This window comes from Arthrobacter sp. NPDC080086 (assembly GCF_040702285.1).
In genome coordinates this window covers 1-17,030 of record NZ_JBFBKP010000086.1, presented here as the reverse complement: position 1 = coordinate 17,030, position 17,030 = coordinate 1, and the positions used below count along the sequence as shown (strand labels likewise).

At 70.1% G+C, this 17,030-nt stretch carries 11 protein-coding genes, 1 tRNA gene and 1 pseudogene; 12 read left to right on the top strand and 1 reads right to left on the bottom strand.

The features are described 5' to 3' along the window. Positions 1-96: 96 nt before the first annotated feature. The 5 genes and pseudogenes from AB0305_RS19800 to AB0305_RS19780 form a co-directional block, all read left to right on the top strand. Positions 97-294: pseudogene (locus tag AB0305_RS19800) on the top strand (TatD family hydrolase); the annotation flags it as partial. 293 nt (positions 295-587) lie between these two features. Then, complete coding sequence (locus AB0305_RS19795; RefSeq protein ID WP_290258516.1) at positions 588-1,781, top strand: resuscitation-promoting factor; 1,194 nt, start codon at positions 588-590, stop codon at positions 1,779-1,781. A gap of 265 nt (positions 1,782-2,046) precedes the next feature. After that, positions 2,047-2,871 (top strand): 16S rRNA (adenine(1518)-N(6)/adenine(1519)-N(6))-dimethyltransferase RsmA, encoded by an 825-nt coding sequence (gene rsmA / locus AB0305_RS19790; protein ID WP_364137307.1) that lies wholly within the window; start codon positions 2,047-2,049, stop codon positions 2,869-2,871. A 98-nt stretch (positions 2,872-2,969) separates the two neighbouring features. Then, on the top strand, positions 2,970-3,932 hold the full coding sequence (locus AB0305_RS19785) for a 4-(cytidine 5'-diphospho)-2-C-methyl-D-erythritol kinase (protein WP_364136883.1): 963 nt from the start codon (positions 2,970-2,972) through the stop codon (positions 3,930-3,932). A 57-nt stretch (positions 3,933-3,989) separates the two neighbouring features. Beyond that, on the top strand, positions 3,990-5,819 hold the full coding sequence (locus tag AB0305_RS19780; RefSeq protein ID WP_364136885.1) for an ABC-F family ATP-binding cassette domain-containing protein: 1,830 nt from the start codon (positions 3,990-3,992) through the stop codon (positions 5,817-5,819). A 482-nt stretch (positions 5,820-6,301) separates the two neighbouring features. Here AB0305_RS19780 and AB0305_RS19775 read toward each other — a convergent pair whose 3' ends face one another. Continuing rightward, positions 6,302-6,940, bottom strand: coding sequence for a TetR/AcrR family transcriptional regulator (locus tag AB0305_RS19775; RefSeq protein WP_364137309.1), 639 nt, complete (start codon positions 6,938-6,940; stop codon positions 6,302-6,304). A gap of 159 nt (positions 6,941-7,099) precedes the next feature. Between AB0305_RS19775 and AB0305_RS19770 the strand changes: the two genes are divergently transcribed. The 7 genes from AB0305_RS19770 (at position 7,100) to AB0305_RS19740 (ending at position 16,946) form a co-directional block, all read left to right on the top strand. Continuing rightward, positions 7,100-7,171 (top strand) — tRNA-Gln (locus tag AB0305_RS19770). A 107-nt stretch (positions 7,172-7,278) separates the two neighbouring features. Further along, on the top strand, positions 7,279-8,766 hold the full coding sequence (glmU, locus tag AB0305_RS19765; RefSeq protein ID WP_364136887.1) for a bifunctional UDP-N-acetylglucosamine diphosphorylase/glucosamine-1-phosphate N-acetyltransferase GlmU: 1,488 nt from the start codon (positions 7,279-7,281) through the stop codon (positions 8,764-8,766). Positions 8,767-8,771: 5 nt separating this feature from the next. Further along, on the top strand, positions 8,772-9,752 hold the full coding sequence (locus tag AB0305_RS19760; RefSeq protein WP_290258513.1) for a ribose-phosphate diphosphokinase: 981 nt from the start codon (positions 8,772-8,774) through the stop codon (positions 9,750-9,752). A gap of 225 nt (positions 9,753-9,977) precedes the next feature. Next, positions 9,978-10,607: a 50S ribosomal protein L25/general stress protein Ctc gene (locus tag AB0305_RS19755; protein ID WP_290258512.1), complete on the top strand. Its 630-nt coding sequence runs from the start codon at positions 9,978-9,980 to the stop codon at positions 10,605-10,607. A gap of 97 nt (positions 10,608-10,704) precedes the next feature. Continuing rightward, entirely contained in the window at positions 10,705-11,292 is a 588-nt protein-coding gene (pth, locus tag AB0305_RS19750; RefSeq protein WP_364136889.1) for an aminoacyl-tRNA hydrolase, read from the top strand. A gap of 178 nt (positions 11,293-11,470) precedes the next feature. Further along, positions 11,471-14,239 (top strand): LuxR C-terminal-related transcriptional regulator, encoded by a 2,769-nt coding sequence (locus tag AB0305_RS19745; RefSeq protein WP_364136891.1) that lies wholly within the window; start codon positions 11,471-11,473, stop codon positions 14,237-14,239. Further along, on the top strand, positions 14,226-16,946 hold the full coding sequence (locus tag AB0305_RS19740; protein WP_364136893.1) for a LuxR C-terminal-related transcriptional regulator: 2,721 nt from the start codon (positions 14,226-14,228) through the stop codon (positions 16,944-16,946). Before AB0305_RS19745 ends, AB0305_RS19740 begins: the two co-directional genes overlap by 14 nt. The last annotated feature ends 84 nt before the right edge of the window (positions 16,947-17,030 follow it).

Sequence of the window (17,030 nt, the reverse complement as noted above, 5' to 3'; positions counted from 1 at the left end):
AGCGTCATCTGCGTTGATGGTGCATCCCTTGTTTCATCCCCTGCCGGGGCTGACTCACTTTCTTTGTCTTGCCAAAGAAAGTAAGCAAAGAAAGGAATCGCCGAACCGGAGTTGCTGCTGGTCGAAACCGACGCGCCGTTCCTGACCCCGCACCCGCACCGGGGCCGTCCGAACGCCAGTTACATGGTGCCGTACACGGTCCGCGGCATGGCCGAATTGACAGGCCGGGACCTCGCCGGACTCTGCGCCGGCCTGGCCGAAAATACCGTGCGGGCATACGGATCCTGGGACTGACGCCGGGATTTTTCGCGCTCTCCGATGTGACGTCCCATGAATACCCGGTATGCATAATTTCTTGGCCGCTTTATAACGCTCCGGTTACAGTGGTCAACTATTAGCCGGGGTCGGGGAAGGCCTTCGGATAATTTCACTCCTTTCGGACGCGCGCTGCAGTGGTTGATCCACGTGCGCGCTCTCGTTTGGTGGTGTGGCGGTGCCCGCGTTTTCCGCAAGCATCCGGACCCGGTCCGGACCAGCCCTCGAGGGTGTTTGACGGGACACGCCTGTGCACTTTTCCCCGTGCCCGGATGGTCCAAGAGATACGGGCAATCGTGGTCAAGTTCTTCACAACGGACGGCAAGGTCAGCGTCGTCAAGGTCGGTTCACAGCTGGTGGTCCTCATGGCTCTCGTGCTCGGCCTCGTCGCCTTCGTCGGCAACAACAAGACAGTCACGCTCAACGTTGACGGCAAGGTCAGCTCCGTGCAGACCTTCGGCGGCACCGTAGGCCAGGTTGTTAAGGCCGCCAACGTCGAACTGCAGTCCGCGGACAAGGTCACGCCCGCCGCCGACGCCCATGTCCAGGACGGCTCCGTCATCAACGTCAACCTCGCCAAGGCCGTCAAGGTCAGCGTGGACGGCGCCGAGCGGACCGTGACCACCACCGCCCCCACCGTCGAGAGCCTGGTCTCCGAGCTCGGCGTCGCCAGCGCCTCCGAGGTTTCCGTCCCCAAGGACGCCCAGCTGGCCGTCTCCGGCTCCTACGTGAGCATCTCGACGCCGAAGACCGTCACCCTCGTGGCCGACGGCAAGGACACCAAGACCACCACCACCGCCGCCACCGTCGGTGAGTTGCTGAACGGAGCCGGCATCAAGCTCGGCGCCAGCGACCGTCTCTCCCAGCCGGCCAACGCCCCCGTCGTCAACGACATGGTGGTCAAGGTCTCCCGGGTGGACACCACCAAGACCGACGAGACCACCGAAGCCGTCCCGTTCGAGAGCCTGAGCTCCGACGACGCGACCCTGTTCAAGGGCGATTCCAAGGTCCTGCAGGCCGGCGTCAACGGCAGCATGAGCAAGAGCTTCAAGCTGATCCTGGTTGACGGCCGCGAAGCCTCGCGCACCCTTGTCTCGCAGAACGTCACGCTCCAGCCGGTCACCGAGAAGATCGCGGTCGGAACCAAGGAAAAGCCCAAGCCGCAGGCCGCCGCCGCGCCGGCCGCGTCCGGCAACACCGGTGCCGCCGCCCCCGCCATGATGAACGAGGCCATGTGGGACAAGATCGCCCAGTGCGAGTCCGGCGGCAACTGGTCCATCAACTCCGGCAACGGCTACTACGGCGGCCTGCAGTTCGACATCCCGTCCTGGCTCGCCAACGGCGGAGGGGCCTACGCCCCCAACGCCAGCCAGGCCAGCAAGGCCCAGCAGATCGCCGTCGCGAACACCTACTACGCCAAGGCCGGCCTCGGCCCGTGGGGCTGCGGCTGGGCGGCCTCGCGCTAACCTGACCGCGATTACAGCACGATCCCGTGAAGGCCGGCCCCGGCTCTGTCCAGCACAGAGCCGGGGCCGGCCTTCGCCGTAACCTGCGCCATTTCCTTCGCCGTCTGCCGCGCCGCCCCCCGTCGGGGGCGGCGGCACCGCGGGATAGGATACCTAGGTGACTGAACCGACCTCCGCCGGGCCCGACGCGGCAACTCCCGCGACCGCCGCGACGCCTCCCGTGACCGCCCCTGCACCCCTGCTGGGCGCCACCGACATCCGCCGGATGGCCGAGGAGATCGGGGTCCGTCCCACGAAGACGCTGGGCCAGAACTTTGTCATCGACGGCAACACCATCCGCCGCATCGTCTCCGTCGCCGACATCGCCCCGGACGAGACCGTCCTCGAGGTCGGCCCCGGGCTCGGGTCCCTGACCCTGGGCCTGCTGGACGCCGCAAAAACCGTCGTCGCCGTCGAAATCGATCCGGTCCTCGCCGCGAAACTCCCCGCCACCGTCGAACGCTGGCGCCCCGGCGCCGCGCAGAACTTCCACCTGGTCCTCTCCGACGCCATGAAGGTCACCAAGCTGCCGGTGGAGCCCACCGCGCTGGTGGCCAACCTGCCCTACAACGTGGCCGTTCCCGTGGTGTTGCACCTGCTCCAGCACTTCCCGAGCCTGCGCCACGGGCTGGTCATGGTCCAGGACGAGGTGGCCGACCGGCTGGCCGCGGCGCCCGGCTCCAAGACCTACGGCGTTCCCTCCGTCAAGGCCGCCTGGTACAGCGGGATGCGCAAGGCCGGGGTCATCGGCATGAACGTCTTCTGGCCCGCGCCGAAGATCCACTCCGGCCTGGTGGCCTTCACCCGCCGCGAACCCCCGGCCACCACCGCCAGCCGGGAAGAGGTGTTCGCCGTGATCGATGCCGCCTTCGCCCAGCGCCGGAAGACCCTGCGCGCGGCGCTGGCCGGCTGGGCCGGCAGCGCCTCCGAGGCCGAGCGGTGCCTCCGAGCCGCGGGCGTGGACCCCACGGCGCGCGGCGAGGTGCTGGACGTGACGGCCTTCGCCCGGATCGCCGAGGCGCGCAACGCCCCGGCGCCCGCGGATGCCTGAGCCCTGGGCCATCTAGCGCGGAGCAGACCCCCGGGCCGCGTGGATATCACCTGCGCTGGCGGCTTGGAACCGCACCGCCCATGCCATAGCGTGGAGCCATGAACGCAGTGAGAGGGCGCTTCCCGGCGCGGACCGTGAGGGTCAAGGCGCCAGGCAAAGTGAACGTCTCACTGGATGTAGGGCCGCTGCGGCCCGACGGGTACCACTCGGTGGCCAGCGTCTACCTGGCCGTCTCGCTCTATGAAGAGGTGGCCGCCACCAGCACGGACACGGGTGAAATCACCGTCGTCATCAGCCCGGCCAGCACCCTGGACCTCGACGGCGTCGACATCCCCCTCGACGAACGCAACCTGGCCTACAAAGCCGCCGCCATCATGGCCGACGTCTCCGAACACTCCACCGGCGTGCACCTGGAAATCACCAAACGCGTCCCGGTAGCCGGTGGCATGGGCGGTGGCTCCGCCGACGCCGCGGCCACGCTGCTGGCCTGCGACGCGCTCTGGAACAGTGGACTCTCCCGCGAGGAACTCGCGCATCTCGCCGCCGAGCTCGGCGCGGACGTGCCCTTCTCCCTGCTCGGCGGCACCGCCGTCGGCCTCGGCGTCGGCGACGAACTCTCGCCCGCGCTCGTCAAAGCCCAGACCGACTGGGTGCTGGTCACCGCGGACTTCGGCCTCTCCACCCCCGAGGTCTTCCGCACCCTCGATCGGCTCCGGGCCGAGAGCGGCGAGGCCATCGAGGAGCCCACCTCCGTGGATCCCCGGGTCCTCGCGGCGCTGCTCAGCGGAGACGCCGACGCCCTCAGCCGCGTCCTCGTCAACGACCTGCAGCGCGCCTCGATCGAACTCGCCCCCGAGCTGCGCGATGTGCTGGGCCTCGGCGAATCCTGCGGCGCCATCGCCGGGATCGTCTCCGGCTCCGGCCCCACCGTGGCGCTGCTGGCGCACAACCCCTCGGCCGCCGACGGGCTCGCCACCGAACTGCGCCACCACGGCCTGGACGCCATGGCCGTCCACGGCCCGGTGCACGGCGCCCGCATCATCTCCGATACGCTCCTTTAAGTACGTTCGCAGTACGGACCCCGGCGGGGTCCTTCAGATCCAGGAAAGCAGTTCCCCGTGGCACACCTGCTCGGCGGCGAAAACCTCACGGTTTCGTACGCAACCCGTACCGTCCTCGACGGCATCACCCTCGGCCTCGAAGAAGGGGACCGGATCGGCATGGTGGGCCGCAACGGCGACGGTAAATCCACCCTGATGCGGTTGCTCGCGCTGCGCTCCACCCCGGATTCCGGCCGCGTCACCAAACGCGGCGACGTTAACGTCGGCTACCTGGACCAGAGCGACGTGCTCGACGGCGACCTCACCGTCGGCGCCGCGATTGTCGGCGACCAGGCCGACTACGAATGGGCCCGCAACCCGCAGATCCGCGAGATCATGGGCGGGCTGGTCTCCGACGTCGACTGGCACGCCAACGTCCACTCCCTCTCCGGCGGCCAGAAGCGCCGCGTGGCCCTGGCCAAGCTCCTGATCGAGGACCATGACGTCATCATGCTCGACGAGCCCACCAACCACCTCGACGTCGAGGGCGTCGCCTGGCTGGCCCGGCACCTGAAGTCCCGCTGGCGCGCCAACCAGGGCGCCTTCCTGGTGGTCACCCACGACCGTTGGTTCCTCGACGAGGTCTGCACCAAGACCTGGGAGGTCCACGACGGCATCGTCGACCCGTTCGAGGGCGGCTACGCGGCCTACGTCCTGGCCCGCGCCGAGCGCGACCGCACCGCCGCCGTCGTCGAATCCAAGCGCCAGCAGCTGGTCAAGAAGGAACTGGCGTGGCTGCGCCGCGGCGCCCCGGCCCGCACCGCCAAGCCGAAGTTCCGGATCGAGGCAGCCAACGCCCTGATCGCCGACGTCCCCGAGCCCCGCGACACCACCGCCCTGAGCAAGATGGCCACCGCCCGGCTCGGCAAGGACGTGCTGGACCTGGAGAACGTCTCCCTCGACCTGCGCGGCGACGAGTCCGGCCGGAAGCTCTTCGACAACATCACCCTGCGCCTGGCCCCGGGCGAGCGGCTGGGCCTGGTGGGCGTCAACGGCGCCGGCAAGACCACGCTGCTGAAACTGCTCAACGGCGAGATCGAACCCACCACGGGCAAGGTCAAGCGCGGCAAGACCGTCGTCACCGCCGTCCTCACGCAGGAGGTCAAGGAGCTCGACGACGTCTCCGACCTGCGCGTGATCGAGGTCATCGAACGGGAGAAGCGCTCCTTCAACGTCGGCGGCAAGGAATTCACCGCCGGCCAGCTCGTGGAGCAGCTGGGCTTCACGAACGAGAAGCAGTGGACCCCGGTCAAGGACCTCTCCGGCGGCGAGCGGCGCCGCCTGCAGCTGCTCCGCCTGCTGGTGGGGGAGCCGAACGTCCTGATGCTCGATGAGCCCACCAACGACCTGGACACGGACACCCTCGCAGCCGTCGAAGACGTCCTCGACGGCTGGCCCGGCACCCTCGTGGTGGTCAGCCACGACCGCTACCTGCTCGAACGCGTCACCGACCACCAGATGGCACTGCTGGGCGACGGCAAGCTCCGTGCCCTGCCGCGCGGCGTGGACCAGTACCTGGAACTGCGCGAGGCAGCCCTGGCCGGCTCCACGGTGTCCGGCGGCGGCAACCCGGTCACCTCCGGCGCCGGCGCGGCGGCGTCCGCGGCGTCGGGTCCGTCCGAGGCGGAGAAGCGCGAGGCCCGCAAGGCCAAGAACCGGATCGACCGCCAGCTGGGCAAACTGCAGCAGCAGGAGGACAAGATCCACGCCCAGATGGCGGCCGGCGCCGGCGACGCAAGCAAGTTCGACGAACTCGCCGCCCTGAACGCCAAGCTCCAGGAACTCGCCGCCGAACGCGAAACCCTCGAATTCGAATGGCTCGAAGCCGCAGAAACCCTCGGCGAGTAGCCCCGGCCGTTCCGCCGTGCTCGGGTTGGGTGCCGCAGGCGGCCCTCCACGCCGTGGTCGGGTTGGGTGCCGAAGTCGGCCCTCCACGCCGTGGTTGGCTTGGGTGCCGAAGTCGGCCCTTCCGCGTCGCTTAGACACAACGTTCCGGAGCCCTACGGTCGCTGAGCGACCTCCGGACCCCGGAGCGTCGCGATGCGCTCCTTTCGGAAGGACCGCCTCCGGCGATGCGTCTCGCCATCGCGCGTGGCCGAGAACACGCCGTTCTGCCGCACAAGCGGCGCCGCGGTCTTTCGCGTAGTCGCGCATCGCGGCACAACGGGCTCCGGAGGTCGCTCAGCGACCGCAGGGGCCTGTTGCGCCGTGTCTAAGCGACGGCGAAGGGCCGTTGCGCCGCGGTGGTGACCACGACATCGCAGGGCAACCGCGCCGCGAAGGTGACCACGACGGCGAAGGGCCACTACGCCACGAAGGCAATCAGCGGCTCAGCCGTCGATCTGGAGGCCCGGGTCCTTTTGCAGGCCGGTGAGGCCGTTCCAGGCGAGGTTCACCAGGTGCGCGGCCAGCTCGTGCTTGTTCGGGGTGCGGGTGTCCTGCCACCACTGTCCGGTCATCGCCACCATACCCACCAGCATCTGGGCATAGATGGCGCCGTCCGCGGCGCTGAAGCCGCGGCGGGAGAACTCGTCGGCCAGGATGTGCTCCACGCGGGTGGTGACTTGGGCCAGCAGTGCGGGGAAGGCTCCGCCGGGCTGGGCCGGGGGAGCATCGCGGACCAGGATCCGGAAGCCCTCGGCCCGGTCCTCGATGTAGCCCAGCAGTGCCAGAATCGCCCGCTCCACCAGGACCCGGGGCTTCGCGTCGGCGGACAGTGCCCCGCCGACGGCGCCCAGCAGGATCCCGAACTCGTGGGAGACGACCTGGCTGTAGAGGCCCTCCTTGGAGCCGAAGTGCTGGTAGATCACCGGTTTGGAGACCCCGGCGGCCGAGGCGATTTCCTCGATGGTGGTGGCGTCCCGGCCCCGGGCGGCGAACAGTCCGCGGCCGACGTCGAGCAGCTGCAACCGCCGCGCGGCGCCGGTCATCCGGGGCCGCGGGATGTGGCCGGGCGTCCGCCCCGGCATGCCGGTGCGGTGGTCCGCCCCTCCGGACCCGCCTGCGTTCTCACTCACAGCATCCATCATGCCCTAATCCGCGCGGCCGCCGCGGACCGCCAAGTCGCACGAGCAACATGCTTCGTGGCAGAATTGGCTCTCGTGCCAGGGCCTAACCGCCGGGCATGGTCCGCTCTGGTGTAATGGCAGCACCCCGGCCTTTGGAGCCGTGGAGTATAGGTTCGAGTCCTATGGGCGGAACTGCGGCAGCGGGTGGGGGCCCTGTGGATTCCAGTAGGATGGACAGGATGCCGAGATCCACCGAACAGCGGCCACGAGTCAGGCCGCTGAGCAAGGAGAGCCCGTACGTGAGCCCCGAGAACACCGGCCCAGCCGCCGTCATAGTCCTTGCAGCAGGCGCCGGTACCCGGATGAAGTCCCGTACACCCAAGATTCTCCACGAGATCGGCGGCCGTTCGCTGGTCGGCCACGCCCTGAACGCCGCGCGCGCCCTGTACCCGGAGGAGCTGGCCCTTGTGGTCCGGCACGAACGTGACCTCGTGGCCGCGCACATCGCGGCGCTGGATCCCGAGGCGCTGATCGTGGACCAGGACCACATCCCCGGCACCGGCCGCGCCGTCGAGGCGGCCCTCAAGGCGCTCGACGCCCGGCACGCCGGCGGCCCGCTGACCGGCACCGTCGTCGTCACCTACGGCGATGTCCCGCTGCTCACCGGCGGCCTGCTCGCCGAACTGGTGGCCGCGCACGAAGCCGGCGGCAACGCCGTCACCGTGCTGACCGCCGTGCTCGACGACGCCACCGGCTACGGCCGCATCCTCCGCGCCGAGGACGGCACCGTCACCGGCATCCGCGAACACAAGGACGCCTCCGAGGCCGAGCGCGGCATCCGCGAGATCAACTCCGGCATCTACGCCTTCGACGCCGCCGTCCTCCGCGACGCGCTGGCCCACGTCACCACCGACAACGCCCAGGGCGAGAAGTACCTCACCGACGTCTTGGCCCTGGCCCGGGCCGCCGGCGGCCGCGTCGCCGCCGTCGTCACCGAGGACCGCTGGCAGGTCGAGGGCGCCAACGACCGCGTCCAGCTCTCCGCCCTCGGCGCCGAGCACAACCGCCGCACCGTCGAGGCCTGGATGCGCGCCGGCGTCACCGTCGTCGACCCCGCCACCACCTGGATCGACGCGACCGTCACCCTCGACGAGGACGTCCGCCTGCTGCCGAACACGCAGCTGCACGGCGCCACCCGTATCGCCCGCGACGCCGTCGTCGGCCCCGATACCACGCTCACCGACGTCGAGGTGGGGGAGGGCGCGAAGGTCATCCGCACCCACGGCTCCGGTTCGCGCATCGGCGCCCGCGCCTCGGTGGGACCGTTCACCTACCTCCGCCCGGGCACCGACCTCGGCGAGACCGGCAAGATCGGGGCGTTCTATGAAACCAAGAACGTCACCATCGGCCGCGGCTCCAAGCTCTCCCACCTCGGCTATGCCGGCGACGCCGAGATCGGTGAGGACACCAACATCGGCTGCGGCAACATCACCGCCAACTACGACGGCGAGAAAAAGCACCGCACCATCATCGGCTCCGGCGTCCGCACCGGCTCGAACACCGTCTTCGTCGCCCCGGTCCAGGTCGGCGACGGCGCCTACAGCGGCGCCGGCGCCGTGATCCGCAGCGACGTTCCTGCGGGCGCCCTGGCCCTATCCCTGGCCAAGCAGCGCAATGCCGAAGGCTGGGTCGCGGCGAACCGCCCCGGCTCCATCTCGGCGACCCTGGCCGAGGCGGCCGGCACCACAACTTCCTCCACTACTCCGGCACCAACAGAAGAGGGCTAGCAAACATGAGCGAAATTACGGCACACGGCGAGAAGAAGCTGGTGCTGGCCGCCGGGCGGGCGCACCCGGAGCTGGCACGGGAGATCGCCAAGGAGCTGGGCACCGAACTGCTGCCGCTGGACGCCTACGACTTCGCCAACGGCGAGATCTACGTCCGCGCCGGCGAGAGCGTCCGCGGCACCGATGCCTTCGTCATCCAGGCGCACCCGGCCCCGCTGAACAACTGGCTCATGGAACAGCTGATCATGATCGATTCGCTCAAGCGGGCCTCCGCCAAGCGCATCACCGTGGTCTCCCCGTTCTACCCGTACGCCCGCCAGGACAAGAAGGGCCGCGGCCGCGAGCCGATCTCCGCCCGCCTGGTGGCCGACCTCTACAAGACCGCCGGCGCCGACCGGATCATGAGCGTTGACCTGCACACCTCGCAGATCCAGGGCTTCTTCGACGGCCCCGTGGACCACCTGATGGCCATCCCGCTGCTGGCGGACTACATCCGCACCCGGGTCGGCTCCGACAACATCACCGTCGTCTCCCCGGACACCGGCCGCGTCCGCGTCGCCGAACAGTGGGCGGAACGCCTCGGCGGCGCCCCGCTGGCCTTCGTGCACAAGAGCCGCGACCTGACCGTGCCCAACCAGGCCGTCTCCAAGACCGTCGTCGGCCAGATCGAGGGCCGCACCTGCGTGCTGATCGACGACATGATCGACACCGGTGGAACCATCTCCGGCGCCGTCCAGGTGCTGAAGAACGCCGGGGCCAAGGACGTCATCATCGCCGCCACGCACGCCGTGTTCTCCGACCCGGCAGCCAAGCGCCTCTCCGAGTCCGGTGCCCGCGAGGTCGTCGTGACCAACACCCTGCCGATCGCCGCTAACAAGCACTTCCCGCAGCTGACCGTGCTCTCGATCGCGCCGTTGATCGCCCGCGCGATCCGCGAAGTGTTCGACGACGGCTCCGTTACCAGCCTGTTCGACGGCAACGCCTGACAGCCCGCTTCACCACGGCAGTGCCGGGCCCCGTTTAGCACATCGGGGGCCGGCACTGCTAGACTTTTTCCCGATACCTTGGCGAGGGAGAGCGCCGGCACAACAGCCGGTCTCCGTTATCGACTGGGTCTGAATCTCCTTCTGAAGTGGGCCACGCGCCCGGCGTCGAAGGTCGCTGACAGACCTCCGCCCTTGCTGAACCACCGTTCCACCAGAGGAGACGCTATGTCTGAGCAGAAGCTCGCAGCAGAAGTACGCACCGAATTCGGCAAGGGCTTCGCCCGCCGCGCCCGCATGGCCGGCCTCATCCCCGCCGTCATCTACGGCCACGGCGCCGAGCCGATCCACGTGACCCTGCCGTCGAAGGCCACCACCCTGGCCGTCCGCACCCCCAACGCCCTGCTGAACCTGGACATCAACGGCGAATCCCACCTCGCCCTGGTCAAGGACATCCAGCGCAACGCCGTCAAGCAGATCGTCGAGCACCTCGACCTGCTGACGGTCCGCCAGGGCGAGAAGGTTTCCGTTGACGTCCCCGTCACGGTCACCGGCGAAGTTGCTCCGGGCAACGTCCACAACCTGGAACTGACCACCGTTCCGCTCGAGGCCGAGGCAACCCACCTGCCGACCGCCGTCGAGGTCAGCGTCGAAGGCCGCGCCGCCGGCGAGCACGTGCTCGCCTCCGACCTGGTCCTGCCGAAGGGCACCACCCTGCTGGCCGACGCCGATACCCTGGTCGTCAACGTCTCCGAGGCCGTCGAGCTCGAGGTCGAGGAAGAAGAGACCGGCGAAGAGGCTCCGGAAGCCGGCGAGGAAGCTGCCGAGGAAGAGTCCTCCGAAGCTGCCGCCGAGTAATTACGGCGAATCGTCCGGCGGCCGGGTCCCACAGGGGCCCGGCCGCCGTCGTCTGTGCCCACCCCGCCCCGGCGGGCCGCCCTGAAAGGATCCACCCATGAGCGAAACCTGGCTGATCGTCGGGCTCGGCAACCCCGGCGCCGAATACGCCCACAACCGGCACAACGTCGGCCAGATGGTCCTCGACGACCTCGCCGCGCGGGTGGGCGGGGGCTTCAAGTCGCACAAGGCGGCGCGGGCCCAGGTGCTGGAGGGCCGGCTGGGCATCGGCGGCCCGCGCGTTGTGCTGGCCAAGCCGCTGACGTATATGAACGTCTCCGGCGGTCCGGTCTCGGCGCTGACGAAGTTCTACGACATCGACCCCGCCCACGTGATCGCCGTCCACGACGAGATCGACATCCCCTTCGACACCATCAAACTCAAGCTCGGCGGCGGCGAGGGCGGCCACAACGGCCTGCGCGACATCTCCAAGGCCCTCGCCACCAAGGATTACCTCCGGGTCCGCGTGGGCGTGGGACGGCCGCCGGGCCGGATGGACACCGCCGACTTCGTGCTCCGTGACTTTGCCGGACCCGAGAAAAAGGAACTGCCCTTCCTGGTGGGCTCGGCCGCCGACGCCGTGGAGGACCTCATCCGCGAGGGCCTGCTCGCCGCGCAGCAGAAGTTCCACCCCTCGAAGGCCTGACCGCCGCACCTCCCGGCCATAGCCGCGGGGCCCCCGGCTGGCAAGGGCCCTAGTCTCCTTCCCGAGCCTTCCGGCGCGCCGTTATGATCGCCATACTTCCGTGTCGCGGGGTAGGGTTACGCTACTTCCATGCCGACGGCGCGGGATAAGCCGTCCGCAAGCGGTAAGAGGGGGCTTGATGTCGAGGGATACGCTGAATTGGGGGGACGTCTCCGTGACGGTGCCTCCCGCTCCGGCCAGGGCCGGCGCAGCCAGCGGCGACGACCGGGGCGCGGCCGCGCCATCCGCCGGGCGCCATTCCTGGTCAGGCCTGGCACGCGGGGCCGACGCCGACCGCGTGGTCCGTGCCCTGACCGCCCCCGAGGGCATGGGGGTGGTGATCACCGGCGACCGCGGGGTGGGTAAGTCGCTCGTCGGACGCAGCGCCATCGCCGCCTTCGGCGCGGACGTCTACACCCTCCAGCTCCGCAGCCCGGGCAACGGTACCGCCACCCCCTACGGCTGCCTGTCCTTCACCCTGGCCCGCCTCCCGCAAAGCTCCCTGGGTTCACCGACGGCCATCCTGCACGGGATCACCTCGCTAATCCGGGACGACGCCGCCGGCCGCAAATGCGTCATCCTGCTCGATAACGCCGGCGCCCTGGATGAGCAGAGCACCGGGGTGCTGCTGAACCTGCTGCAGACCGGCACCGCCCGCCTGGTCGCCACCGCGCAGCGCACCACCGACCTCCCGCCGGACTTCTACTGGCTCATCACCTCCGGTCAGCTGGCCGAGGTCAGGCTCTCCGCCATGACCGAACTGGAGACCCGGAAGGTGTTGCAGGCAGCGCTGGGGCACCGCGTATCCACCGCCCTGGCCAGCCAGCTGCACGAACTGGTCGGCGGCAGCCCCACCCTGCTGCAGGCCGTGGTCTCCGAACAGATCGAGCGCGGCAACCTGGTCCTCGCCGGCTCCGTGTGGACCTTGGTGGACGAGGTGGTCCTGGACGGCCGCACCGCCCTGGAGGACATCGTCCGGGCACGCTACGCCCGCGAATCCCCGGAGGCCCGCGAGGTCATCGAGGTGCTCTCCTGCGCTCGGAGCATGTCGCTGTCCCGCCTGGCCCGGATGTACGGCCCGTCCCTCATCGCGGACATGGAGGAGGCCGGCCAGATCGTCGTCGACCGCACCGACCGGCACTTCGTCACCCTCGGCGACCGCTATCTGGGGGACATCGTCCGGAACTGGCTCAGCGTGGAGCGCCGCCTGGAGCTGCGGGACAAGGTCCCCGGTCACCGGGAAGAGGAGCTGGGCGAGCTCACCGTCCAGGACCTGCTGGCCTACGCCGCCTGGACCCTCGACTGCAACGCCGAACTCGCACCCGCCCACGCCCTGGCAGCGGCTCAGGCGGCCGTGCGGCTTTTCGACCCCAAATTCGCGCTGAAATGTGCCGGCAGCATCAGGTCCCGGGACCGCGAATGGCCCGAGGGCCAGCAGCAAAAAGCCGCCGCCTACCTCCAGCTGGGCCTGCCGCTGCAGGCAATGTCCGCCTTAGACGACATCTCCGAGGCCCAGCTGATGGCGCTGCCTCCGCGGGCGTTCGCCAACTTCATCGCGTCGAAGGCCGACTGCATGGCCTGGCTCGAGGACCGCTCCGGAAAGGTCCCGGAACTGCTCCGGCAGGCCCGGCTCCGGCTCCAGGAGTTCGGCCCCGACACCGAGGCCGACGGGCTGGCCTGCGCGGGCCTCTGCCTCGAGCTGTGCGAATTCAATTACCTGTCCTTCATCGGCGACTACGCGCCCATGATGCAGCGCCTCAGGGACGCCGCCGAGAACACCGCCGCGGATGCAGTCGACCCCGACTTCCGGCTCCGCGCCGCCATCATCCTGATGGAGGCGCTCGGCATGACCGGCCGGGAACTCGAGGCCCGGGCCGTGATGCGGGACATCGCCGGCCAGCTGGGTGAGCGGGCCAACGTTCCGCGGCTTAGGGAAAACTTCGCCTGGCGGTCCTTCAACGTCCTGCTCCTGGCCGGGCAGTGGCGCCAGAGCATCGACATGCTCAAGGACGCCAGCGGCCGGGCCGGGCACGGCCTGCACTCCGGCAGCGCCGCCACGGACCTCGCCGTCGGCCTCGCCTATGTCTACGCCGGCCGCGGCCACCTGGCCCTGGACCCGCTGCTGGCTGCGATAGCCCAGTTGGAGGTCCGGCCCAGCCTGCAGTCGCTGCGCCAGGCCTATGCCGCCGCGGCCTTCGCCTACGCCCAGATGGGCAACTCTGTCCAGGCCACGATCTACCTGGACCGGGCCCGCTCCGCCGACGGACCGGGCCGGTTCGTCGTCAGCAGCTCCGCGGACTTCTGCATGGACATGGCCTCCCGGTGGCTGGGGGACCCGGACGCCAAGGACCGGCTGGTCCGTGCGGCCGAACGCTACGACCGGGACGGCCTCTACACGCTGGCCGGCATCAGTATGCTGGGCGCCACCGTGAACGGCACGGTCAAGGACTTCCTGTTCATGGAGGAAATCGCCGGCCGGCGGCAGGGCCAGCTGGCCGAACTGTCCCGGGTGGTCGCCGTCGGGAGCCGGAAAAAAGACGCCGAAACCATGCTCGACGCCGCCGCCCTGGCCGCCGCGCTGGAGCTCGACGCGGTCCAGGCCCGGTGCGCGGCGCTGGCGTTCGACTTCGCCCGGGGCGCCGGCCAGGCCAGCCTCGCCACCGCGGCGCACAGCATGCTGGAGTCCCTCACCGACTCGGTGCCGTCGCTGCCGGTGGTGCCCAGGAACAAGGGGCCGCTGCTGACCGACCGGGAACGGCAGATCGCGTCCCTGGCCGGAAACGGCGTAACCAATAAGGACATCGCCCAGGAGATCGGCATCTCCGTCCGCACCGTCGAAGGCCACCTGTACCAGGTCTTCACGAAGCTTGGGGTGTCCTCGCGGAGTGATCTGCTTGGACTCATCTAAGGCCACCACCGCCTCCCGGGAGACGCGGAGCGCGGGCCTGACCGGACGGGCCGAGGACCTGCGCGCCGCGGCCGAGGCCCTGCGGGGCGGCATGCACGTGGCCGTGTTGCTGGTGGGCGAGCACGGCATCGGCAAGTCCACCCTGATGGAGGCCGTCGCCACCGAACTTCGGGACGAGGTCACCGCCGTCCGCCTCCACGGCAGCCCGGCCCTGGGCAGCGTCCCCTACGGTGTCCTCGCGCCCTACATTGTGGAGCTTCCGGTGGAGGAAGCAACGTCGCAGCTGGCCGTGCTGCGGACCTTCTGGAGCCACCTGGAGGCCCGGCGGCGGGTCACCGGCCAGCCGCTGCTGCTGATTGTGGACGACGCCCATGACCTGGACGAGGCCACCGCCTCGGTGCTGGTGGAGCTCGCGGCCGCTGGCTGGGCGAAACTGCTGGTCAGCGCGGCCGTCCGTCCGGGACTGCCCACCCCGCTGCTGGAGCTCTGGTTCGAGGGCATCGCGGAACGGCACGACCTGCGCCCCCTGACCCTCGAACAGACGCAGGACTTCCTGGCTGAGAGGCTGGGCCCGCAGGTGCTGCCGAGTGCCGCGGAAATGCTCTGGCACGCTTCCGCCGGAAACCCGCTGCTGCTGACCTGCCTGATCGACGACGCCCGGAACGACGGCACGCTGAAGCAGCACAACGGCGTCTGGCTCCTCACCCGCGCCCTGAACAGCCACGGCGAGCGGCTCACCGACGTCGTGCGCCGGCAGCTGCTCCGCCTCTCCGCGGACGAGCGCACGGCCCTGAACCTGGTGGCACTCTCCGAGCCGGTGTCCCGGAAACTCATCGAGGCCATGGTGGACGAGGACACCGTCGCCGGACTGGTCGAACAGGAACTGCTCCGGGTGACCGACGCGGCCGAACCGGAGTTGAGGCTCTGGCACACCACCTACGGCGACACCCTGCGGAACCTCGTGTCCCCGGCCCGCAGCCTCCAGCTCCGGCAGGGCCTGCTCCGGCTGATGGACCGGGAACCGGCCAGCGCCGAAGGCCTGCTCCGCCAGGTGAGCTGGTCGCTGGAGTGCGGCATGGAGGTCGGCGACCGTCAGCTGCTGCGCGCCGCCGCGCTGGCCAGCGGACTCTTCGAGGACGAGCTTGCCCGCCGCGCTGCCGGCCAGGTCAAGGACCCGGACCTGCGCATGGCGGGACGGGCAATCGTGGCACGCACGTACTACAACACCGCCAACCACGCCGCCGCCCGGGATATCCTGGAGGCGGACTTCGGCCGGGGCAGCACCGTCACGAGCCTGCTCTCCGGCACGCTGCTGTGGGCGGCCGTCCTCACCGCCCTGGGTCACAAGCCGGCCGAGATCGTCCGGCGCTCGGAGGAGTTGCTGGCCGCGGGCGAGCGGCTCGCCGGGGAACGCCCGGCCGAGGCGGAGAGCATCCGGGCCGCCACCGCCGCGCGGGTCCGCTCCCTCCGTGCGCTGGCGCGGGCGCTGGCCGGCGAACGCGAGGACGACGGCGGTGCGGAGCCCGGCGAATCCTTCCCCGCCGCGGAGACCGGCGACGGGCTCCCGGACAACCACCTGGAGCGCGCCTTCGAGCTGGCCCTGGAGGCCGAGCAACTGCTGGTCCGGGGCAATACCGAGGACGCCTACGCGGCCGCGACCCGGGGGATCGAGGCCGCCGGGAAGGCCGATGAGGAGGTCTCCTTCCTCACCGACTTCCTCGCCGTCCGCGCGGCCACCCCGCTGGTGCACGGGGGAAACTGGAGCGGCGCGGAGGGAGTGCTTGGCGGCTTCTCGGCCAGTTACGGGGCCAGCCTGATTGCCTTTGGCGGCGGCGTCCACACGGCGGCAGGGATCATGCTGCTCTACCAGGGCCGTGCCGCCGAGGCGAAGAAGACCCTGCGGGTAGGCCTGGAGGCCCTGCGGATCGCGGATGCCCAGCAGCTCTTCGCCCTGACCGCGGCCATGGCTTTCGCCGCCGCAGCGGAGGTGGGGGCCAAGAGCAAGGCCGCGGGGCTGCTGGCGGACTACGAATCCGCCAGGCCGCCGGCCTCCCGCTACCTGCGCACCCTCGCTGCGATGGCGGTGGTTTACGGGAAAGCGAAACTGGAAGACCACCCGGATGCCCTCGGTGAGCTGCGGCGGCTGGGGGAGTCCGGGGGATCTGACGGCGCCGGACTCGAGTTCGAGTCGCTGGCCTGGCGGCTGGCCCTCGGCGACAAGAGCGCCGCGGCCCGGCTGCGGGAACTCGCGCCGGACCTGGACGGCCGGCGCCCGGCGGCGGTCTGCGCCTATGCGGCGGCGCTGGGCACCGGGGACGCCGGGGAACTGCTGGCGGCGGCCAAGGGCTGCGAGGAAGCCGAGCTGTGGGGGTTCGCGGCGCAGGCCTACGACGACGCCGCCGCCGCGTACCGCGAGGCGGGGGACACCCTGCGGGAACGGGTAGCGACCGCGCAGCGCCAACGCTGCCGCGACCGGGCGTCCAGCACCCCGGGCCAGGAGCCGGACGCCCAGGACGGTGCCCTGGCGCTGCTCACCCGGCGTGAACGGGACATCGTCGCCCGCGCCGTCCGCGGCCTCAGCGACCGCCAGATCGCCGCCGAACTGCAGGTCTCCGTCCGCACCGTGGAGGGCCACCTCTACCGCAGCTACGCCAAGCTGAATATCAAGGGCCGCGAGGACCTGCGCCGCCTCGCCGCCGACGACTGACCCGGAATCCGCTACAGTTTTGCGTGCGGCCCGCCACTGCCCGCAACTACCCGACCACGCACAGAACAGGCCGCCGGAGCCGCC